Here is a 20,940-nt window from a genome sequence, read left to right as displayed (position 1 = left end):
CTTCAATCGGGCTTGATGTTCTGGTTGAGTCGGAAGAAGTTCGTCGGATCGTACTCGCGTTTGAGGGCCTTGAGCCTCTCGTACTTGGCGGCCCCGTATGCCTGCCTAACGCGGTCCTCGCCCTCCTCCATGAGGAAGTTCACGTAGACGCCGGTGTGGTGGGGTGCCAGGGCGGACCAATAATCCCGGGCCCACCGGCGCTCGGCATCGAAACCGTCTGCGGTCCTGCTGTTGCCGTTGATGTTGAATGTGAACCCGGCCTGGCGCCCGTTGAACGCGGTGGCATCGTCGCCGATCCGTCCCACCGCACCGCCCAGCTGCCACATTGCCACACTGGTGACAGGCGACGTAATGCGCAGGCCGTGTTCTGTGGCGACGTCGATGACGTCATCGCTCAGCCCGGCTACGTCGCAGGACCTGACGTAATACGACCAGCCGTGGGGGAATGATGGATCGAACATCTTCTGGTGCTCCAGAAACGGCTTTGGCCGGCATAAATCGAGCACCGGGGATCCGAAGTCCTTCAACGGCCGGATGACCCGTTCGCCGTCCTCTACCGCTCCCGAGTAGCAGGCGACGATCGACACAACGTGCTTGCCCACCAGCTCGGGCGGGACAACCGGCAGGGCCGGTGCCCTCCGCTGCACCACGGCGGTCATGAGCTCGTCAGGGCAGTCTGCGATCCAGTCGCGATAGAACCGCAGCACTTCCGGGGCGTCCTCCATGGCCCAAAAGACGGGTCCCGCCATGACCTGTGGACCCACAGGCACAAGCCGGAACTCGAACTCGGTGACGATGCCGAAGTTCCCGCCACCACCGCGGACGCCCCAGAAAAGGTCCGGATTGTGTCCCTCGCTCGCCTTGACCAGCTCGCCCTCAGCAGTGACCAGGTCCACAGACAGCAACTGGTCGATGGTGAGGCCATGCTTGCGCATAATCCAGCCGATGCCCCCGCCGAGGGTTAGGCCCGCCACGCCGGTATGGGTAACGATTCCCGAAGGAACAGCCAGCCCGAACGCCTGCGTCTCGCGGTCCAGCTCTCCTAGCAGTACACCGGCCTGGACACGTACCGTCCGCGCCTCGGGATCCACTCGAATACCCTTCATCAGGCCGAGGTCGATGAGCATGCCGTCATCGCAAACGGACAGTCCGGGAAAGCTGTGGCCGCCTCCCCGCACGGCGGTCAGCAGGCCCTGCGACCTGGCCAGCTTGATAGCGGCGCGAATGTCCGCGACTCCGGTGCAGCGGGCTATGACGGCGGGCCGGCGGTCAATCGACCCGTTCCACACCTTGCGGTGGTCGTCATAGCCTGCATCACCGGGGCGGACGATGTCGCCCCGGAAGGCAGTCTGCAGTGCGTCGACAGCAGTACCGTCGATCTCCGTGCCTTGTGTCACTGGACTCACCGACCTCTAGCTTTTTCAGCAGAGTCCCACAGGTTGAGGGACCTGACAAGAGGAATCTGCAGCCGCGCCGACGGGCCCGGAGACGGCCGGAGAAGCCGCGGCTAAAGGCGGCCGCCCTGCGGGCTATTTTCAGGAATGCCGGCTGTGCTTTGGGCCGCGCCCGTACTCTGGCGTACCACCAGCTCCGGGGTAAAGATGACGGCCCGGTGCTGCGGAATTTCGGCGTCAGCATCCTCCACCAGAAGCTCTATGGCGGTGCGTCCCAGCGCCTCTGTGGGTTGGCGGATGGAAGAGAGCGGCACGACGGCGGAGGCGGCGAAGTCGATGTCGTCGTAACCGATCAGCGCAACGTCCTCCGGAATCCTCACCCGGTGCGTCATGGCAAGCGACTGCATCACGCCGAGGGCCAGCAGGTCATTGGCGCAGAAGAGGCCGTCCGGCAACTGCCCCCGCGCCACCAGCATGTCGCCCACGCTGCGGCCAGCCAATACCGTCTGACCGTCGGAATCGAGGATCTCCAGGATGGCCTCCGGTTCCTCTTCCACAGCGCGCTGCGCGCCCTTAAGGCGGTCTGCAATCTGGCGGATGGATGCGGGGCCACCCACAAAGGCGAGCCGACGGCGGCCGGAGTCCAGCAGGTGCCGGGCAGCGAGGTAACCGCCGGCGTCGTCGTCCACTGAAACAGAGCTGTACTTGCTCTCGTCGGCGAGCCGGTCCACCAGGACGGTGGGGACGCCGCGTTCACGGAGCTGGTCAATACGGCCGGTGACATCTCCGACAGGAGAGATCAGCAGGCCCTGCACCCGCTGCTCCTGGAAGAGGTCGATGTAGTTGGATTCCCGGCTCGCGTTATGGCCGCTGTCTCCCAGCAAAACTGCACTGCCCTGGAGGGCTGCGGCATCCTCGGCAGCGCGCACAACCGCAGTGAAGAAGGGATTGCCAACGTCGAGCACGATCAGCCCAATGGTTCTGCTGTGGCCGGCGCGCAACTGCCGGGCGGCGTCGTTGCGGACGAAGCCCAGCTCGTCGATGGCATGCTGCACCCGTTCCCTGGTCCGCGGAGACACCCTGTCCGGGTAATTGAGCACGTTGGACACTGTTCCCACAGCCACGCCGGCCTGATTGGCGACGTCTTTGATACTGGCTGAGCGATTCATGGTCCTCCGTGCTGATTTGCCGCGTGCAGTACTTTTCCCGGCCTCCGTGACAGGCGGACGCCCCAACTAGGTAGCAGCAGGTGTCGTTTTGAGGGGTCATAACGACACCTGCTGCTACCTAGTTGGGTGAGCGGGCCGGGAATTGCTTGACACCTACTTGTCTCAAGGGTACTTTGAATCGTAATAATGAAACGATTCAAAGCCGGAAATTTCAGGAGAAGTGCAGATGAGGGTGTGTTTCCGCTCGTCGGTCCAGCCGCAGCTGATCGACGAATACCGACGGCGGCACGCGGCTGTGTGGCCCGAGATGCTGCGCGAACTCCAGGCCGCGGGGTGGCGCAACTACTCGCTGTTCCTCGGCGCGGACGGGCTCCTGATCGGCTACCTCGAGTGCGATGATTTCGACTCCGTCAGGGCGCGGATGGCGCTGACGGACGTGAACACCCGTTGGCAGGCCGAGATGTCGACTCTTTTTGACAGTCCGGAGAACCCGGACCAGGCGCCCGACGAAGGCTTCCTGGTCCTTGAGGAAGTCTTCAACCTTGACGACCAGCTTGCGGCGGCCACCAGTAGCTGACGTACGGGGCCCTTGGGCGGGCCGCAAACGACCACAGAACCAAAGACCACATCAGTTAGACCACATCACGAACGACCGGGAAGAACCAACATGAATGACGTAGCAACGGCGCTGGGCAGGCTCGGGGAGCTTGCCATCGAGGTCCCTTCGTGGGCTTATGGAAATTCAGGGACGCGCTTCAAGGTGTTCGGTACGCCGGGCACGCCGCGGACGGTGCAGGAGAAGATCGCGGACGCCGCCAAGGTGCATGAATTGACGGGGCTGGCTCCGACCGTGGCTCTGCATATTCCGTGGGACAAGGTGGATGACTACGCGGCCCTGAGGGAGTACGCGGCGGGCCTGGGCGTGGGCCTGGGCACCATCAACTCCAACACGTTCCAGGACGACGAGTACAAGTTCGGCTCCTTGACGTCCTCGAATGAATCCGTGCGGCGCCGGGCCATCGCCCACCACCTGGACTGCATCGAGATCATGCATGCCACGGGCTCGCAGGACCTGAAGGTCTGGCTGGCGGACGGCACCAACTACCCGGGCCAGGACGATATGCGCGGCCGGCAGGACCGGCTGGCCGAGTCCCTGCAGGAGATCTACGCCGGCCTGGGCGAGAACCAGCGTCTGGTGCTGGAGTACAAGTTCTTCGAGCCGGCTTTCTACCACACCGATGTTCCGGACTGGGGCACGTCCTACGCCCAGACCCTCGCCCTGGGCGAGAAGGCGTTGGTCTGCCTGGACACCGGCCACCACGCGCCGGGCACGAACATCGAGTTCATCGTGATGCAGTTGCTGCGCCTGGGCAAGCTGGGTTCCTTTGACTTCAACTCGCGCTTCTACGCCGATGATGACCTGATTGTGGGCGCCGCGGACCCGTTCCAGCTGTTCCGGATCATGTTCGAGGTGATCCGCGGCGGCGGCTTCGGCAAGGAGTCCGGCGTGGCCCTCATGCTGGACCAGTGCCACAACCTGGAGGAGAAGATCCCGGGCCAGATCCGCTCGGTCCTGAACGTCCAGGAAATGACGGCCCGCGCCCTCCTGGTGGACACCGCTGCCCTGGGTGAGGCCCAGCGCAGCGGCGATGTCCTCGCCGCCAACGGTGTGTTCAACGACGCCTTCTACACCGATGTCCGGCCCATCCTGGCCGACTGGCGTGAAGCCCGCGGCCTGCCCGCGGACCCGATGGCTGCGTTCAAGGCCAGCGGTTACCAGAAACAGATCAACGAGGACCGCGCAGGCGGCCAGCAGGCCGGATGGGGCGCCTAAGCCATGACTGCACAGAACACAGCCACGCAAAACGCAGCCACGAAGAAAACAGCCAACACCACTGTTGAAGACCTGATTGCCCGTTCCAACCGCCTCGGTGCGGACAAGCGGAACACCAACTTCGCCGGCGGCAACACCTCAGCCAAGGGCACCGAGAAGGACCCGGTGACGGGCGAGGACGTCCAGCTGCTCTGGGTCAAGGGCTCCGGCGGCGACCTCGGCACCCTGAAGGCCGAAAACCTGGCGGTGCTCCGCCTGGACCGGCTGAATGCCCTGAAGAACGTGTACCCGGGTGTTGAGCGTGAAGACGAAATGGTGGCCGCTTTTGATTACTGCCTGCACGGCAAGGGCGGCGCCGCCCCGTCGATCGATACCGCCATGCATGGCCTGGTGGACGCCGCTCACGTTGACCACCTGCACCCGGACTCCGGGATCGCCATTGCCACCGCCGTGGACGGCGAGGCGCTGACGTCCAAGGTCTTCGGCGACAAGGTGGTGTGGGTTCCCTGGCGCCGTCCCGGTTTCCAGCTGGGCCTGGACATCGCCGCGATCAAGGACGCGAACCCGCAGGCCATCGGCACCATCCTGGGCGGCCACGGCATCACCGCCTGGGGCGCCACGTCCGAGGAAGCCGAAGCCAACTCGCTGTGGATCATCGAGCAGGCCGAGAACTACATCGAGGCCAACGGCAAGGCCGAACCCTTCGGCGCGCAGCTCAAGGGCTACGGTCCGTTGCCGGAGGCAGAACGGCGCGCGAAGGCCGCAGCCCTCGCACCGGTGATCCGCGGCCTGGCTTCCACGGACAAGCCGCAGCTGGGGCACTTCAGCGATGACGCCGTCGTGCTTGAATTCCTGGAGTCTGCCGAACATCCGCGCCTGGGCGCCCTGGGCACGTCCTGCCCGGACCACTTCCTGCGCACGAAGGTCAAGCCGCTGATTCTGGACCTGCCCGCCGATGCCTCGATCGAGGATTCCATCGCCCGGCTGAAGGAACTCCACACCGCCTACCGCGAGGACTACCAGGCCTACTACGACCGCCACGCAACTCCGGAGAGCCCGGCCCTGCGCGGCGCGGACCCGGCTATCGTGCTGGTCCCGGGCGTGGGCATGTTTTCATACGGTTCCAAGAAGCAGACCGCCCGCGTCGCCGGGGAGTTCTACCTCAACGCCATCAACGTGATGCGCGGCGCCGAGGCGATCTCCACCTACGCCCCCATCGAGGAATCCGAGAAGTTCCGGATCGAATACTGGTCCCTTGAGGAGGCCAAGCTCGCCCGGCTGCCCAAGCCCAAGTCCCACGCGACCCGCATCGCGCTGGTCACCGGCGCGGCGTCCGGTATCGGCAAGGCCATCGCCACCCGGTTGGCGTCCGACGGCGCGTGCGTCGTCATTGCCGACCTGAACCTTGAGAACGCGCAGAAGGTCGCCGAAGAGCTGGGCGGGCCGGATGTGGCCATCGGTGTCCAGGCCGACGTGACCGACGAAGCCCAGATCGCCGCCGCCATCCAGGAAGCCGTGCTGGCGTTCGGAGGGCTGGACTTGGTGGTCAACAACGCCGGCCTGTCCATCTCCAAGCCGCTGCTGGAGACCACCGAAAAGGACTGGGACCTGCAGCACAACGTCATGGCCAAGGGTTCCTTCCTGGTATCCAAGGCCGCGGCGAAGGTCATGATCGGCCAGGGCATGGGCGGGGACATCATCTACATCTCCTCCAAGAACTCGGTGTTCGCCGGCCCGAACAACATTGCCTACTCAGCGACCAAGGCAGATCAGGCCCACCAGGTCCGGCTCCTCGCGGCTGAACTGGGCGAATACGGCATCCGCGTCAACGGCATCAACCCCGACGGCGTGGTCCGCGGCTCCGGAATCTTCGCCGGCGGCTGGGGCGCCAAACGCGCCGCAGTCTACGGCGTGGACGAGCAGGAACTGGGCAAGTACTACGCCCAGCGCACCCTGCTCAAACGCGAGGTCCTGCCCGAGCACGTGGCCAACGCCGCCGCCGTCCTCACCAGCGCCGAACTGTCCCACACCACCGGACTCCACATCCCCGTGGACGCCGGCGTCGCAGCAGCCTTCCTCCGATGAGCGGCATTTCAAAAACTGATGTCGACGGCGGTGTGTTCGCCGCCGTCGACATCGGCGCCTCCTCCGGCCGCGTCATCCTCGGCCGCATGACCGGTTCCGGGGTCGAGCTGGAGACCGTGCACCGTTTCCCGAACGGTGTGGTGGAGCTCGACGGCGGCCTCCGCTGGGATTTCGACGCCCTGTTCGCCGAGGTCCTCACCGGCCTCGCTGCCGCGGCCCGCGGCGCCGGGGAACGCGGCGAAACCATCACCAGCATCGGCATTGACACCTGGGCGGTGGACTACGGCCTCGTCAACAAGGCGGGGGAACTGATCGCGCAGCCGTACAGCTACCGCGATGACCGCAGCCGCGCCGCCGTCGCGCCCGTGCACCGGAAACTGGACCCGGCCCGGCTTTACGGCACCACGGGGCTGCAGTTCCTGCAGTTCAACACGATCTACCAGCTCGCCACCGAGCCGGACCTGAACGGTGTGCAGGCGCTGCTCATCCCGGACCTGATCGCGTTCCTCCTGACAGGACAACCCCGCACGGAATCGACCAACGCCTCCACCACGGGCCTGTTCGACGCCGTCGCGGGGGAGTGGGCCACCGAATTCCTCACCGCCCTGGGCATGCCCAAGGACCTCTTCCCGCCGCTGATCGAACCCGGCGAAACCGTCGGCACTCTCCTCCCGGGCATCGCGGCAAGGACCGGGCTGCCAAAGACCACCAAGGTGGTGGCCGTCGGCTCGCACGACACCGCCTCCGCCGTCGCCGCCGTCCCCGCCGGGGCATCTGCTGCCGACGCGGAGACCTTCGCCTACATCTCCTCCGGCACCTGGTCACTGGTGGGGCTCGAACTGAAACACCCGGTCCTCACCGAAGCGAGCCGGGAAGCAAACTTCACCAACGAACGCGGCGTGGACGGCACCATCCGCTACCTGCGCAACATGGGCGGGCTTTGGCTGCTCAGTGAGTGCCAGCGCACCTGGGCGCAGGAAGGGTTCACCCCGGACCTCACCGCGCTGCTGACCGCCGCCGCGGCCCTGGCACCCGGCGGCCCGCAGATCAACCCGGACGATCCGTATTTCATCGCGCCGGACAACATGCCCCACCGCATCCGCGCCGCCATCCGCCACACCGGAGACGTGCTGCCAGACAACCCTGCAGCCATCACCAGGTGCATCATGGACAGCCTTGCCGCCGGCTACGCCAAGACCATTGCCGCGGCCGAACGCCTGGCCAGCTGCACCGTGGACCTAGTGCACATCGTGGGTGGCGGTTCGCAGAACCAACTGCTCTGCCAGCTCACCGCGGACGCCACCGGCAAACGCGTGATCGCCGGCCCGGTCGAGGCCACGGCGCTCGGCAACGTGCTTGTGCAGGCCCGCGCCGCTGGACAGCTCAGCGGCGGGCTCATGGATCTGCGCCGGTTGGTGGCGGCGTCTCATCAGCTTCATACGTTCGCACCGCAATTCGCGAGGTTGTGAGCCCCGGCGCTGCCACCGGACGATCGTATGACATAGGATCTCCTGAGGTATTCCAGACGAGACAGGACCGGCAAGCCATGCCCCTCTTCGACCTGCCCCTTGAGCAGCTTCGCGGCTACACCTCAAGCGTCACAGCGCCCGCGGACCTGCGGGCATTCTGGGACGCAACCATCGAGGAAGCGCGCACATACCCGCTCGGGGCCACCTTCGAGCAGGTGGAAAACCACTTGTCCGTCATCGACACCTTCGACGTCACGTTCGCCGGCTACGGCGGCGCCCCGATCAAGGGCTGGCTGCACCTCCCGGCGAACCGGCAGGCTGGGAGCCAACTGCCCGTCGTCGTGCAGTACGTCGGCTACTCAGGCGGGCGGGGCCTGGTGAATCAGGACACGAAGTGGGCGCAGGCCGGCTACGCGCATTTCATCATGGACACCCGGGGCCAGGGATTCGGCGGGATTGTGGGCGAAACGCCAGACCCGCACCCGTCCGCCGGTGATGTGGCGTACGCCGGGCTGATGACGCGCGGGGCCGGCAGCCGCGAGGACTACTATTACCGGCGCGTCTACGTCGATGCCTTCCGTGCCGTGGAAGCTGCGCAGTCCCACCCCGGGGTGGATGCTTCGAAAGTGGTTCTGGCCGGAATTAGCCAGGGCGGCGGCATGGTGGTGGCAGTTGCGGGGCTGGTGGCCGGAAGGCTCGACGGCGTCATCGCCGCGCTGCCCGACGTCCCGTTCCTCCAGGACTTCCCTCGGGCGATCGACACCGCACCCCGCGGCCCCTATCCGGAAATCGCCGCTTTCCTGGGCCGGCACCGGGACCGGTACGAGCCGATGCTGAAGGTTCTCAACTATTTCGACGGCGTCAACCTCGCCCGGGCGGCCACTGCCCCGGCTCTCTACTCGGTGGCGCTGATGGACGATGTCTGCCCGCCGTCCACCGTGTTTGCCAGCTTCAACGCCTACGGTTCGGGGGCAGGCAATTCGTTGGGGGCGGGGACCAGGACTGGGGCCGGGGCGGACAAGGAGATCGAGGTCTACCGGTTCAACAACCACGAGGGCGGCCAGGAGCACCACTGGATCAAGCAGCTGCAGTATCTCCGCAAGCTCCTGGGCTGACCCGGCTACGCAGTGTGACGCGGCCGATTTTGCAGGGGCCAAAACGTGCGGTTATCGTGTGCTTATGACTAACCGTTGGTATGCGTATTTTTCGTTGGCTCTGGAGGAGCCCGCGTCTAACTGACACGCATCCAACCTTCAGAGCCAACAGGGCAGAGATCATTCTCTGCCCTTCGCCATTTCTCCGGCGGGTTCTGATCTGGGCCCGCTTCCTATCTGGAACAGGACCCCGAGCATGAGCCCCGCAACAGTCACTCCCGCAAAATCCACGTCCAACCTGCGCGTCAGCGAATTCACACCGCTGCCCACGCCCGCGGAACTCATCGCCGAGTTGCCGCTGGATGGCCGGGTGACGGACGTCGTCGAACGCGGACGTGATGAAGTCCGCGCCATCATGGACGGCGTCGACGACCGCCTGCTTGTCATCGTGGGCCCCTGTTCCATCCACGATCCCAAGGCCGGCCTCGAGTACGCCCGCAGGCTGGTCAGCCAGGCCGCGAAGCACAAGGAAGACCTGCTGATTGTTATGCGGACCTACTTCGAGAAGCCGCGCACCACGGTCGGCTGGAAGGGCCTGATCAACGATCCCCGCCTGGATGGCAGCCACGACATGGCCACCGGGCTCCGGACCGCCCGGCAGTTCCTCCAGCAGGTCACCGCGCTGGGACTGCCCACCGCAACCGAGTTCCTCGAGCCCATCAGCCCGCAGTACATGGCGGACCTCATCTCGTGGGGAGCCATCGGAGCCCGCACCACGGAGAGCCAGATCCATCGCCAGCTCGCGTCCGGGCTGTCCATGCCCATCGGGTTCAAGAACGGGACCGACGGCGACCTCCAGGTTGCGGTCGACGCATGCGGCGCCGCCGCGGCAGCCCAGGCATTCCTGGGAATCGACGGCGACGGCCGCGCCGCGCTGGTGGCCACCGCGGGAAATCCTGACACGCACGTTATCCTCCGCGGCGGACGCAAGGGACCCAACTACTCGGCAGCCGACGTCGAAAGCGCCTCTGCCCAGCTGGGGAGTAAGGGCCTCAACCCGCGCCTGATCGTGGATGCCAGCCACGCGAACAGCGGAAAGAGCCATCACCGGCAGGCTGAGGTGGCACTGGAAATCGGTGCCCAGCTTGAAGAAGGTGGCCAGGCGGCACAAGCCGTCGCCGGCGTCATGCTGGAAAGTTTCCTGGTGGGCGGCGCGCAGAACCTGGACGTTGCCGAGCACGCCGCGGGTACGTCCGAGCTGGTGTACGGGCAGAGCGTGACAGACGCGTGCATGGAATGGGACGTCTCAGTATCGGTGCTGGACCAGCTCGCGGCGTCCGCCCGGAAGCGCCGCATTGCATAGCGATTACTCCGGATGACTTTCACTACAGCCCCATGAACCTCTAGAGTATCTATCACATGGTTGGTGGATGGCTCAGCATCGGCACACCGCAATGGAACACAGCTGGGGTTCGTCGTCATCCGTCAGCAAAGGAATAGGGAAATGTCCGCAGAGCAGAACTTCTCGAACGCGAAGTTCCTGACCGTGGCCGAAGTGGCCGAGGTCATGCGCGTCTCTAAAATGACCGTCTACCGGCTGGTCCATTCCGGCGAAATGCCCGCGGTGCGTTTCGGCCGGTCGTACCGGGTGCCGGAAAGTGCCGTCGAACAGTACCTCAAAGGCGCTGTAGTGGACGGCCACACCGAAACGGCCTGAGCACTGTTTCGGCTTATGGGACGGCCACGGTCAGTGGCCGCCGCAAAGAAGCGGTACCCTGTTAAGGAACGTTTTACGTCATTGTAAGAATCTGTCAGTTGTTTTTGTCTGTAGCTCTGTCCACGGACCTTTTCCATCAGACAGGTACTGCATCTAGTTTGTGAGGAACTTTCGTGGGTTCAGTTATTAAGAAGCGTCGCAAGCGTATGGCCAAGAAGAAGCACCGCAAGCTGCTTCGCAAGACCCGTCACCAGCGCCGTAATAAGAAGTAGAGATACTTCGAACAGCGTGAAAATGCCCGTCGCCTTCCGAGGCGGCGGGCATTTTCTTGTCCGGACCCAACCAGGTAGCAGTAGATGTCGTTATGAGCGCTCGTAACGACATCTCTGCTACCTAGATCCGGGGGCCGCGGAAGCGGGCGAAGCCTTTCCATAGGCCGTAAACGACGCCGCCGGCTGTTGCCGCCTTCAGGCCCAGGGTTGCGGCGCGGCGGCCGGAGCGGAAATCGTAGACCGGCCAGTTGTGATCCCTGGCGTGGCTGCGCAGCTTGGAATCAGGGTTGATGGCCACGGGGTGCCCCACGAGGGTCAGCAACGGGATGTCGTTGTAGGAATCGCTGTAGGCCCAGCACCGCTTGAGGTCCAGCCCCTCGGCGTCGGCCAGTTCCTGGACTGCCACAGCTTTGGCCGAACCGTGCAGGATGTCACCCACCAGCCGGCCGGTGTACATGCCGTCGGCAACCTCGCCAACAGTGCCCAGCGCCCCCGTGAGGCCCAGACGGGTGGAGATGACTGTGGCCACTTCGATGGGGGTGGCCGTGACCAGCCAGACGCGCCGTCCGACGCGCAAGTGCTGCTGCGCCAAAGCCTTCGCTCCGGGCCAGATCCTGGAGGCGATCATTTCGTCGTACACTTCTTCGCCCAGCGCCTTGATGTCGTCCACCGTGATGCCCGCTGCGAGTGTAAGGGCCGAATCGCGGACCGCATGGACATCGTCCATGTTCTCCCCGCGCGCCACGAATTTGAACTGCTTCCATGCGAACCCGGCCGCCTGCACCAGGGTAAAGGCGCCGCGCTGGTGCATCTTGCGGGCAACATGGAAAAGGCTGGCACCCTTCATGAGGGTGTTGTCGACGTCGAAGAAGGCCGCTTCGCCGGTCTGCGTCACCGCATCCGGCTGGGTGACTACAGCGACGTACTTCTCCTCGGGCATGTCCACGAGTCTAGTCACTAGTCGGCTGCGCAGATTCCAGCGCAGGCGGTGGCGGGGCAGCGCGCAGCAATGCCCGGCACGCAGCCCGCCCCTAAAGGGCGATACGGTTAAAGCATGGGAAAACCGGAGGTAGTCCTCATCACCAAAGCAGACTGTCACCTGTGCGCGGACGCGCGCGTCGCCGTCGAACGGGTTACATCCGCGCTGGGACTTGGGTGGACGGAGCAGCAGGTTGACGAGCAGCCCGACCTGCGCGACCGGTATGCCGAGGAAATCCCGGTAGTGCTTGTGGACGGCGTCCAGCGAGACTTCTGGAAGATCGACGAAGCCCGCCTGGAGCGCGTCCTCCAACGTGCCTTGGGTAACTAGGCAACCGATTGCATTGCATGACGCTGGCTTTGTTGACAGCGGTGGCGGGGATCTAGAGTGGAGTCACAACGCGAGGCAATGGAGGGGAAAGTGAGTTCGCTGGATTCATCTCCCCGGGCCGTAGACGGTACAGTGGCGGCGCCGACGGGGGAGATCGCCAAACAGATTCCGCCCGCTGCGGTGGCGAGGCTGACCATCTACCTGCGCGCCCTGAACACGCTGCTGGCCGACGGCGTGGAGCGCGTGTCCTCGGAGTCCCTGGCGGAAGCGTCGGGAGTGAGCTCCTCAACCCTCCGTAAAGACCTGTCCTACGTGGGCTCCTACGGTACGCGCGGCGTCGGCTACGAAGTGCAGTACCTCAGCCGCCACATCTCCGCTGCCCTCGGCCTGACCCGTGATTGGAAGGTTGCCATCGTTGGCGCCGGCAACCTGGGCAAGGCATTGGCCCGTTACGGCGGCTTTGAGTCCCGAGGCTTTGACGTGGTGGCAATTTTCGACGCCGATCAGCTCGTGGTGGGAAACGAGGTGGGCTGGCTGCGCGTCAGCGACGTCGCGGACCTGGAAACGGTGCTCCAGCGGACTGGCGCCAACATGGTGGTCCTTGCGCTGCCGGCGACGGTGGCGCAGGCGGTGTGCGACCGCGTGGTGGCAGCCGGCGTCCACAGCATCCTGAGCTTTGCTCCCGTCATGCTGCAGGTCCCCGACGACGTCAACCTCCGCAAGGTGGACATGGCCACCGAACTGCAGATTCTGGCCTACCACGCACAACGGGCGCAGACCCCGGACCAGACCGCCTAGGTACTCGCTCGGCGGCTGGCGGGGTCCACGCCCGTTGAGGTGTGGGTTACTGCGTGGAACTTACTGTCCGTACGGGTTGCCCGGCGTGGTGTAAGGGTTGGCGAGCGGCTGCTGCTTGCGGAAGTAAGGAGCAGTGGTTGGAAGGTACAGCAGAACGATCGCCGCAATGCCTGCCAGAGTCCCCAAGGTCCCGATGCTCGGCACCTGGAAGAGGCTGAAAACGGAGAGCGCGGCGAACACAGTGCCCAGGATCCGGGCCCAGTTCTTACCCTTGCGGATGAAGAAGGCCACCAGCAGGTACATGCCGGCGCCCAGGATGGCAAGGACCACCAACATTCCGGCGAGGACGCCCTTGAAATCCTCGTAGTTGAACTCAGTGCCGGAAGCGCCACTGCTGCGCATCGCGTCCTCGAAGGCACTACGCATCATCGGGTCGTCGAGCATGGTGATGCCCACGAGCATGGAAATGACAAACACCGCAGCGGCGCCGATCAGGAGCCAGAAGGAGATGTTCACCAGCTTCGGAACGCCATTGGAACCGGTGGCCTGCGGCTTTTCCGAAGGGTACTGGGCGTAGGGGGACTGTCCGTACGGCTGCTGGCCGTAGGCCGGGGGAGTCGGCTGGCCGAACTGCGGAGCGTTCTGACCGTATAGCGGTGCCTGAGGGGCGTCCTGCCCATACTGCGGAGCGTTCTGACCGTATTGCGGTGCCTGAGGTGAATTCTGCCCGTACTGCGGAGGATTCTGACCGTATTGCGAGGCAGCGGGAGGGTTCTGCCCGTACTCCGGTGCGTTTTGCCCGTACTGCGGAGCGTTCTGCCCCGGCTGCGGGCTGTTTTCACCGTAACGGGGTGCCGTCGGCTGGTTGCCGGGCTCGGGCTCGTTCGGGACGGGAGGCGGGACTGGTGTGCTCATGAGCGGGTCCTTTGCAGGTTGGAAGTCAGTTCGGCTGCTGGGTGCAGTCCACTGGCCCTGCCCCCCAGTACGGCTTACGTCAACCGTACCCCCCGGCCGTCCCGCGGCGAGTCATTCCAAAGAGGTATTCCTACCTGCGCCGGAAACCAGATAAGAGCCGCTGACCTGCCGCAACGCCCGGGCGGGCCGGTGAACCCGTGCCCTTAGCGGATCGCCTAAGCCCGGCCCTTGACCGCGGTGAACCACGCCTGCGAGTTGGGAAGCCACATCAGGACTGTTGCGGCGGCGCTGATCAGGAATCCCAGCCAGTTGTTGCCGATGCCTTCACCCACGCTGCCGCTGATAAACGCCAGGACCAGTGAGACGCCGGCAACGATGGTGAGGGCCAGACGGGCCCACTCCCTGCCTTCCTTCATCTTCAGGGCGAGGACAATCTGGGAGGCGGCCAGGGCGAGTGCCACCAGAACCAAAAGGAGTAGCAAAGCGGCCAATCCCGGGGCGACGGTGAACAGGGCCAGGGTGGCAAGCATGCCGAAGAAGCCGCCGAGAACGCCCAGCATCCCGCCGATAAGCCAGATCCAGTAGGAGACCTTGAGCTCGATGGGCAGTCCGGTCACGCTGAACATGCCGGAAAGACCAGCCTTGGGCATGACGTCGTTGAAGTTGCGTGGACCGTCTGTGGGCATCTGGAACTGGAATCCACCAGGCTGCTGGTAGCCCTGCCCTGTTTGGCCGTAAGGCGGGACAGGCTGACCGGGCTGCGGATATCCCTGCTGCGGCGGCTCGTAGCCGGCGGGAGGAACGTTGCCGGCGGGCGGCTGGGCGCCGGGCTGCTGGGGCTGCGGGACTTCGCTTGGCTCGCTCATGGCTCTCACTCTAGACGGCGAGTGCCTGTTAGCGAGGAGATTCGGGGCGAACACGCGGGGAACGGCGGGGTCTACTGCGGGACAGGCCGGGATGCACGACGCCGAGAGGAACGGACCCGGGCAACCTAGGCCCGTTAACCCGAAACTAGGTAGCAGTAAGTGTCGTTTTGACGGCTCAAAACGACACTTACTGCTACCTAGTTGGGATAAAGCAGGAGCCCGGCCGCAGACCCCCTTGGGGATCCGGCGGCCGGGCTCAGCGTGCGAACGAATTTATGCTGCGGGAGCGATGAAGGCCAGCTCCAGGTTGATGGCGACCTTGTCGCTGACCAGGACGCCACCGGCGTCGAGGATGGCATTCCAGGTCAGGCCGAAGTCCTTGCGGCTGATGGTGGTTTCGGCGGAAACGCCTGCGCGGGTCAAGCCGAACGGGTCAACAGCCACGCCATTGAACTCGGTCTCCAGGGTGACCGGACGGGTGATCCCCTTGATGGTGAGGTCCCCGGTCAGCTCGTAGCTGTCGCCGGCGGGCACCAGGCCGTTGGAGACGAAGGAGATTTCCGGGAACTTCTCGACGTCGAAGAAATCTTCGCCGCGGACGTGGCCGTCGCGGTTGGCGTCGCCGGAGTCGAAGCTGGCAGTCTGGATGGTGGCGCTGATCTTGGAATCGGCCACATTTTCGGCGAGGTCCAGGGTTGCTGCTGCATCCTTGAACTGGCCGCGGACCTTGCTGATGCCGGCGTGGCGAACAGTGAAGCCGATTTCGCTGTGTGAGTTGTCGAGGGTCCAGGTGCCGGTGGTGACGTCTGCGGGAAGAGCCATGGTGTTTCTCCTTGAGGGATTGTCGGGTGGTACTGCCGGACCGCTTGACTCTTCATCTGTTGAAGTATCAACCATCCGTCCGCATTGAGTATAAGCATGCATTTGCATGTTTTGTTCCGCGTTAAGGAACTTTTTTCCCAGAGTTTCAGTTCTACGGAATGTAGAAGATTTCGGATCGCACGCCATCTTTGAGAAACTGGTACACATGCCCCAAGCCACTGTCCATCTGCTCCGCCACGGCGAGGTCCATAATCCCGACGGCGTTCTGTACGGACGGCTGCCCGAATTCCACCTCTCAGACCTGGGCCGGGAGATGGCGCAGACCCTTGCCGCGCACTTTGCCGAACGGGCCGCCGAGGGTGCCCGGATCGTCTATCTGGCGGCGTCGCCGCTGGTCAGGGCGCAGGAGACCGCGGCCCCCACTGCAGAGGCCCTGCACCTGGAGGTCCACACAGACGAGCGCATCATCGAGGCGGAAAACTACTTCCAGGGCATGAAGGTCACCAAGGCCGAGCTCCGCAAACCCAAGCATTGGCCGCACCTGGTCAACCCGTTGCGGCCGTCCTGGGGCGAGCCGTACAAGGCGCAGGCGGCACGCGTCCGCACCGCCGTCGAAGATGCCAGGCTCAGGGCCATCGAACTCGCCGGCGGGGACTACGGAACCAACGGCCCCGAGGCCATCATGGTCAGCCACCAGCTTCCCATCTGGGCTACCCGCCTCAGCGCCGAAGGCCGTCCGCTCTGGCATGACCCGCGCAAGCGCGAGTGCACGCTGACGTCCATCACCTCCCTGGTGTTCGACGACGACGGCTCCCTCCTGCGCGTTGAGTACAGCGAGCCTGCTGCCGCCCTTCTTCCCGGTGCCGCCACCACCCCGGGGGCGTGAGATGACAATCAACCCGCGCCCAGCGTCCGGCCGTCCAGCATCCCGTCGCGCTGTCCTGGCCGCCGGCGGCGCCGCCTTGACCGCACTCACCCTCGGGCTCTCCTCCTGTGCACAGGAGGACGCCCTCGCCAAACAGGCCAAGGCCGGCGACAACAAGAACTACATCGCCGGGGACGGTTCCGTGACCGAATTCGCGGCAGGAGACCGCAAGTCCGCCATCGCCGTCAACGGCACGCTGTTCAACGGCACCACCGTCACGCCTCAAGATTTCCAGGGCAAGGTGACCGTGCTGAACTTCTGGTTCGCCGCGTGTGCGCCCTGCCGGGTGGAAGCGCCCATCCTGGAAGAGCTGCACCAGGAGTTCAAGGACCAGGGTGTGCAGTTCTTCGGCGTGAACCTCCGCGACGAAAAGGCCACCGCCGAGGCCTTCGACAAGACCTTCAACTTGACCTACCCCAGCTTCGACGACAAGGACGGCGGCGTGCTCCTGGCGGTGTCCGGGATTGTCCCGCCGGGGGCGGTCCCCACCACGCTGGTTCTGGACAAGCAGGGCCGGGTGGCTTCACGCGTGCTCGGCGAAATTCAGAAGGGCACCCTTAAAGCCCTCATTGCCGCCGCCGTGGCAGAGTAGCGGCGGCTCCGGACCGTGAACAGCCCCTTCGCTGAAACCATCCTGAACGGCTCGCTGCTGCTTGCCATCCCGGTGGCCCTGCTCGCCGGCCTGGTGTCCTTCCTGTCGCCGTGCGTGCTGCCCCTGGTGCCCGGCTACCTTGGCTACGTGACCGGCCTGAGCGGGGTGGACCTGCAGAAGCAGAAGCGCGGCCGCATGTTCGCAGGCATCGGTTTGTTCGTGCTGGGATTCTCGGTGATCTTTGTGCTGCTGGGCGGCGCCTTCGGCCAGCTCGGCACCCTCATCACAGGCTCCCAGAACGCTTGGATCACCCAGCTCCTGGGGATCCTGGTGATCGTCATGGGCGTGGTGTTCATGGGCGGGTTCGGCTGGCTGCAGCGGGACGCCAAGATCCATGCCAAGCCGCCGGCCGGCCTCTGGGGAGCGCCCCTGCTGGGCCTCACGTTCGGCCTGGGCTGGGCCCCGTGCATCGGTCCCACCTACTCCGCCGTGCAGTTGCTGAGCCTCTCCGGCGGGTCCTCCGCCGCCAAGGGCGCCCTGCTGGCCTTCGTCTACAGCCTGGGCCTGGGCATCCCGTTCCTGCTGATTGCCCTGGCCGTCCGCCGCGGCATGGGCGTGATGTCTTTTTTCCGCCAGCACCGACTGGCCATCCAGCGGATCGGCGGCGGCATCCTGGTGCTGCTGGGCCTGCTGATGGCCAGCGGCGTCTGGGGCGCCTGGGTCACCGAACTGCAGTACTGGTTCCAAACCGATGTGAAATTGCCAATCTGATGAGCGAGCGCGTGAAATCCAAGAAAAAGTCCCCGGCCCCCGTTGCCGCCGCCAAGGCTGACGCGGCCCTGCCCGTCCTGGGGCCGCTCGGGATGCTGCGGTGGGCCTGGACCCAGCTGACCAGCATGCGCACGGCGCTGTTCCTCCTGCTGCTGCTGGCTGTTGCCGCGGTGCCCGGCTCACTGTTCCCGCAGCGGCCGGCCAACCCCTTTGTGGTGACGCAGTACATCAAGGACAACGGGGACTACGGAAAACTGCTGGAGACCCTGCAGCTCTTCGACGTCTACTCCTCGGCGTGGTTCTCGGCCATCTACATCCTCCTTTTCATCTCGCTGATCGGCTGCGTGGTGCCGCGCGCCATCGCCCACTACAGGGCCATGCGCTCCCAGCCGCCGCGGACCCCCAAAAGGCTCTCGCGCCTCCCCGAGTACGGCACCCTGGTGGTGCCCGCCGACGCCGGCCTCCCGGCGTCGGACGCCATCAACAGTGCCGCGGGGCTGCTCCGGGAGCGCGGCTACCGCGTTGAGGTGAGGGACGACGACGGCGCGCGGCCGTCTTTGGGTGCCGAGCGGGGCTTCGCCAAGGAGGTGGGGAACCTGGTGTTCCACACCTCGTTGATCGGGGTGCTGGTATCCGTGGCCGTCGGCGGCCTGTTCGGCTACAGCGGCCAGCGCATCCTGGTCGAGGGCGATACGTTCGTGAACACCTTGGTGGGCTACGACCAGTTCACCCCCGGCACGAATTTCCAGTCGAGCCAGCTCCAGCCCTACTCCATCCAGCTGGACAAATTCGACGTCACGTTCGACCGCGAATCCCCGGGCAAGTTCGGCCAGCCCATCGACTTCAACGCCCAAGTCACCACCAGGGAAACGCCGGACGCGCCCGCAAAGCAGGAAACCCTTAAGGTCAACGACCCCGTCACCCTGGGCGGCACCAGCATCTACCTCACCGGCAACGGCTACGCCCCCGTGGTGACCGTCCGCGACGGCGCCGGCAATGTGGCCATGCAGGGTCCCGTGGTGGCCAAGCTCCAGGGCGAGAACTATTACTCGTCAGTGGTGATCAAGGTCCCCGACGCCAAACCTGAACAGCTGGGCTTCGTCGGCTTCTTCCTGCCCACCGCGTTCATCACCGACAAGGGTATTTCGTTCAGCGGTGATCCGGACCTCTTCAACCCGCAGCTGACCCTGAACTCCTACTTCGGGGATCTTGGCCTGGATAACGGTGCACCGCAGAACGTCTTCGAACTGGACGTCAAGGACCTCACCCCGCTGAACAACCGCAATCTGGCCGCCGGCGGCATCACCCTGGCACCCGGCACCACCCATACCCTGCCGGACGGCAAGGGCAGCATCAGCTTCGACGGCGTGAAGCGGTACGTCGGTGTGGACATCCACCACAACCCGGGCCAGGTGTCCGCCCTGATCTTCGCCCTGCTGGCCGTGGCAGGACTCATCGTCTCGCTGTACGTCAACCGCCGCCGCGTGTGGGTACGCACCGGGACGCACGCGGACGGCCGGACCATGGTGGAGTACGGCCTCCTGGCGCGCGGTGAGGACCACCGACTGGCCGCCGAGGCGCAGACCATCCGCCAGCTCCTGACTGATGAGTGGCATCTTGCGGCCGACGACGGCGGCGACGCCGCTGACGACCACCCTGCCGGCGCCGCCGATTCCGTCTCCACCCAGCAAACTCCCAGCCGCCAGGGCGATAATGGCGCAGACTCCGTCACCATCCCCACCGGTTCCGCCGGACCCACAAAGGACCAGTAATGCCTTTCGTCATCAACGAGACCATGGGCGCATACAGCGAACTGCTGATGCTGCTCGCCGCCGGTACCTATACCGTGGCCTTCATCGCCTTCGCCTGGGATCTGGCCAAGAGCAGTAAGGTGCTGCGCGCCGTCGACCTCAAGGCAGCGGAGGCTGCAGGGACTGAAACCGGGGCCAGGGTTCCGGTCGCCGCCGGAGTAGGTGCGGCCGCCGGCTCTTCCCTTGACGCTGGTGCGGGAGCGAACCGTGTGGATTCGCACCTGGCCGGGCCAGCCGGACGGGCTGAACGGCCGTCGTCGTCCGCTGCCAAGCAGGCCGGAGCGGGCTCCGCTGCAGGGCAAACCGCCGACGCCGACATGCGCTATGCAGGAGAACGCCGGGTTCCGGCCCGGGTGGCCGTCGCCCTGACCGTTCTCGGTGTCCTGATCCACGGTGCCGGTGTTGTGACCCGTGCCCTGGGTGCCGGCCGCGTGCCGTGGGGCAACATGTACGAGTTCCTCACCACGGGAGCCTTTGTGGCGGTTGCCGTGTTCCTGTTGGTCCTGATCCGCCGCGACCTGCGGTTCCTGGGCACGTTCGTGGTGGGGCTGGCGATCATCATGCTGGTGGCCGCTTCCGTTGCTTACTGGACCCCGGTGGGCCACCTGGTGCCGGCCCTGCAGAGCTACTGGCTGGTCATCCATGTCTCCATCGCCGTGATGTCCTCGGCGCTGTTCACCCTGACCTTTGCCATGTCTGCGCTGCAGCTGGTCCAGTCCCACCGGCAAAGGACCATCGCCGGCGGAGGTGCCGACAAGCTTGGCTTCATGCGCCTGGTGCCATCGGCCCTGAGCCTGGAAAACCTGTCCTACCGGATCAACGCGATCGCCTTCATCGGCTGGACCTTCACCCTCATGTTCGGCGCCATCTGGGCCGAGAAAGCCTGGGGCCGTTTCTGGGGCTGGGACACCAAGGAAGTATGGACGTTCGTGATCTGGGTGGTCTACGCCGGCTACCTCCACGCCCGTGCCACCCGCGGCTGGACCGGGACCCGGGCTGCCTGGCTGTCGATTGTCGGGTACCTCTGTGTCGTCTTCAACTTCACGATCGTTAACCAGTTCTTCAACGGCCTGCACTCCTACTCGGGCCTCTGAGCA

General features: G+C 65.1%; 21 protein-coding genes. 15 read left to right on the top strand and 6 right to left on the bottom strand.

Going from position 1 to position 20,940, the window contains the following annotated elements; all coding sequences use genetic code 11:
- Positions 1–2: 2 nt before the first annotated feature.
- Positions 3–1,397, bottom strand: a complete 1,395-nt coding sequence (locus AC1MCD_RS16195) for an FAD-binding oxidoreductase (protein WP_498673269.1) — start codon at positions 1,395–1,397, stop codon at positions 3–5.
- 110 nt (positions 1,398–1,507) lie between these two features.
- Positions 1,508–2,563, bottom strand: a complete 1,056-nt coding sequence (locus AC1MCD_RS16190; protein ID WP_498673268.1) for a LacI family DNA-binding transcriptional regulator — start codon at positions 2,561–2,563, stop codon at positions 1,508–1,510.
- Positions 2,564–2,789: 226 nt separating this feature from the next.
- Between AC1MCD_RS16190 and AC1MCD_RS16185 the strand changes: the two genes are divergently transcribed.
- The 8 genes from AC1MCD_RS16185 (at position 2,790) to AC1MCD_RS16150 (ending at position 11,034) form a co-directional block, all read left to right on the top strand.
- Positions 2,790–3,140 (top strand): L-rhamnose mutarotase, encoded by a 351-nt coding sequence (locus tag AC1MCD_RS16185; RefSeq protein WP_498673267.1) that lies wholly within the window; start codon positions 2,790–2,792, stop codon positions 3,138–3,140.
- 90 nt (positions 3,141–3,230) lie between these two features.
- Positions 3,231–4,397: an L-rhamnose isomerase gene (gene rhaI, locus AC1MCD_RS16180; protein ID WP_498673266.1), complete on the top strand. Its 1,167-nt coding sequence runs from the start codon at positions 3,231–3,233 to the stop codon at positions 4,395–4,397.
- 3 nt (positions 4,398–4,400) lie between these two features.
- Complete coding sequence (locus AC1MCD_RS16175) at positions 4,401–6,482, top strand: bifunctional aldolase/short-chain dehydrogenase (protein ID WP_498673265.1); 2,082 nt, start codon at positions 4,401–4,403, stop codon at positions 6,480–6,482.
- Positions 6,479–7,951, top strand: a complete 1,473-nt coding sequence (locus AC1MCD_RS16170) for a rhamnulokinase (RefSeq protein ID WP_498673264.1) — start codon at positions 6,479–6,481, stop codon at positions 7,949–7,951. The genes AC1MCD_RS16175 and AC1MCD_RS16170 overlap by 4 nt, the downstream gene beginning before the upstream one ends.
- 77 nt (positions 7,952–8,028) lie before the next feature.
- Complete coding sequence (locus AC1MCD_RS16165; protein ID WP_498673263.1) at positions 8,029–9,066, top strand: acetylxylan esterase; 1,038 nt, start codon at positions 8,029–8,031, stop codon at positions 9,064–9,066.
- Between the two features lie 235 nt (positions 9,067–9,301).
- Positions 9,302–10,408 (top strand): 3-deoxy-7-phosphoheptulonate synthase, encoded by a 1,107-nt coding sequence (locus tag AC1MCD_RS16160; RefSeq protein WP_498673262.1) that lies wholly within the window; start codon positions 9,302–9,304, stop codon positions 10,406–10,408.
- 141 nt (positions 10,409–10,549) lie between these two features.
- The gene (locus AC1MCD_RS16155) at positions 10,550–10,762 is read left to right on the top strand and encodes a helix-turn-helix domain-containing protein (protein WP_190987656.1); all 213 of its coding nucleotides are present in this window, start codon (positions 10,550–10,552) and stop codon (positions 10,760–10,762) included.
- A gap of 173 nt (positions 10,763–10,935) precedes the next feature.
- Positions 10,936–11,034, top strand: a complete 99-nt coding sequence (locus tag AC1MCD_RS16150) for a 30S ribosomal protein bS22 (protein ID WP_003792170.1) — start codon at positions 10,936–10,938, stop codon at positions 11,032–11,034.
- Positions 11,035–11,155: 121 nt separating this feature from the next.
- On the opposite strand, the gene AC1MCD_RS16145 is transcribed toward AC1MCD_RS16150, so the two are convergent.
- Positions 11,156–11,974, bottom strand: a complete 819-nt coding sequence (locus AC1MCD_RS16145) for an HAD family hydrolase (protein ID WP_498673261.1) — start codon at positions 11,972–11,974, stop codon at positions 11,156–11,158.
- 114 nt (positions 11,975–12,088) lie between these two features.
- Between AC1MCD_RS16145 and AC1MCD_RS16140 the strand changes: the two genes are divergently transcribed.
- Both AC1MCD_RS16140 and AC1MCD_RS16135 read left to right on the top strand, forming a co-directional pair.
- A complete protein-coding gene (locus AC1MCD_RS16140) occupies positions 12,089–12,343 on the top strand; it encodes a glutaredoxin family protein (RefSeq protein ID WP_498673260.1) in 255 nt (84 codons plus the stop codon).
- A 90-nt stretch (positions 12,344–12,433) separates the two neighbouring features.
- Positions 12,434–13,141, top strand: a complete 708-nt coding sequence (locus tag AC1MCD_RS16135) for a redox-sensing transcriptional repressor Rex (RefSeq protein WP_498673259.1) — start codon at positions 12,434–12,436, stop codon at positions 13,139–13,141.
- Between the two features lie 60 nt (positions 13,142–13,201).
- Here AC1MCD_RS16135 and AC1MCD_RS16130 read toward each other — a convergent pair whose 3' ends face one another.
- The 3 genes from AC1MCD_RS16130 to AC1MCD_RS16120 all read right to left on the bottom strand — a co-directional run bounded on the left by AC1MCD_RS16130 (position 13,202) and on the right by AC1MCD_RS16120 (position 15,744).
- Positions 13,202–14,056 carry a Yip1 family protein gene (locus AC1MCD_RS16130; protein WP_498673258.1) on the bottom strand — a complete coding sequence of 285 codons (855 nt, stop codon included), beginning with the start codon at positions 14,054–14,056 and terminating at the stop codon, positions 13,202–13,204.
- 215 nt (positions 14,057–14,271) lie between these two features.
- Positions 14,272–14,922: a hypothetical protein gene (locus AC1MCD_RS16125; protein ID WP_498673257.1), complete on the bottom strand. Its 651-nt coding sequence runs from the start codon at positions 14,920–14,922 to the stop codon at positions 14,272–14,274.
- A gap of 273 nt (positions 14,923–15,195) precedes the next feature.
- Complete coding sequence (locus AC1MCD_RS16120; RefSeq protein WP_498673256.1) at positions 15,196–15,744, bottom strand: YceI family protein; 549 nt, start codon at positions 15,742–15,744, stop codon at positions 15,196–15,198.
- 205 nt (positions 15,745–15,949) lie between these two features.
- Here AC1MCD_RS16120 and AC1MCD_RS16115 point away from each other — a divergent pair, with 205 nt between their 5' ends.
- From AC1MCD_RS16115 to ccsB, 5 genes are read left to right on the top strand one after another with little or no spacing between them, the layout of a single operon-like run.
- On the top strand, positions 15,950–16,630 hold the full coding sequence (locus AC1MCD_RS16115) for a histidine phosphatase family protein (RefSeq protein WP_498673255.1): 681 nt from the start codon (positions 15,950–15,952) through the stop codon (positions 16,628–16,630).
- A gap of 1 nt (position 16,631) precedes the next feature.
- Positions 16,632–17,261 (top strand): TlpA family protein disulfide reductase, encoded by a 630-nt coding sequence (locus tag AC1MCD_RS16110; RefSeq protein WP_498673254.1) that lies wholly within the window; start codon positions 16,632–16,634, stop codon positions 17,259–17,261.
- Positions 17,262–17,276: 15 nt separating this feature from the next.
- Positions 17,277–18,032: a cytochrome c biogenesis CcdA family protein gene (locus AC1MCD_RS16105; RefSeq protein WP_498673253.1), complete on the top strand. Its 756-nt coding sequence runs from the start codon at positions 17,277–17,279 to the stop codon at positions 18,030–18,032.
- Complete coding sequence (gene resB / locus AC1MCD_RS16100) at positions 18,032–19,804, top strand: cytochrome c biogenesis protein ResB (protein ID WP_498673252.1); 1,773 nt, start codon at positions 18,032–18,034, stop codon at positions 19,802–19,804. Before AC1MCD_RS16105 ends, resB begins: the two co-directional genes overlap by 1 nt.
- Positions 19,804–20,937 carry a c-type cytochrome biogenesis protein CcsB gene (gene ccsB, locus AC1MCD_RS16095; RefSeq protein WP_498673251.1) on the top strand — a complete coding sequence of 378 codons (1,134 nt, stop codon included), beginning with the start codon at positions 19,804–19,806 and terminating at the stop codon, positions 20,935–20,937. The genes resB and ccsB overlap by 1 nt, the downstream gene beginning before the upstream one ends.
- Positions 20,938–20,940 lie beyond the last annotated feature (3 nt).

Source organism: Arthrobacter sp. BF1, assembly GCF_056680215.1.
This window is presented reverse-complemented; position numbering and strand designations above follow the sequence as displayed.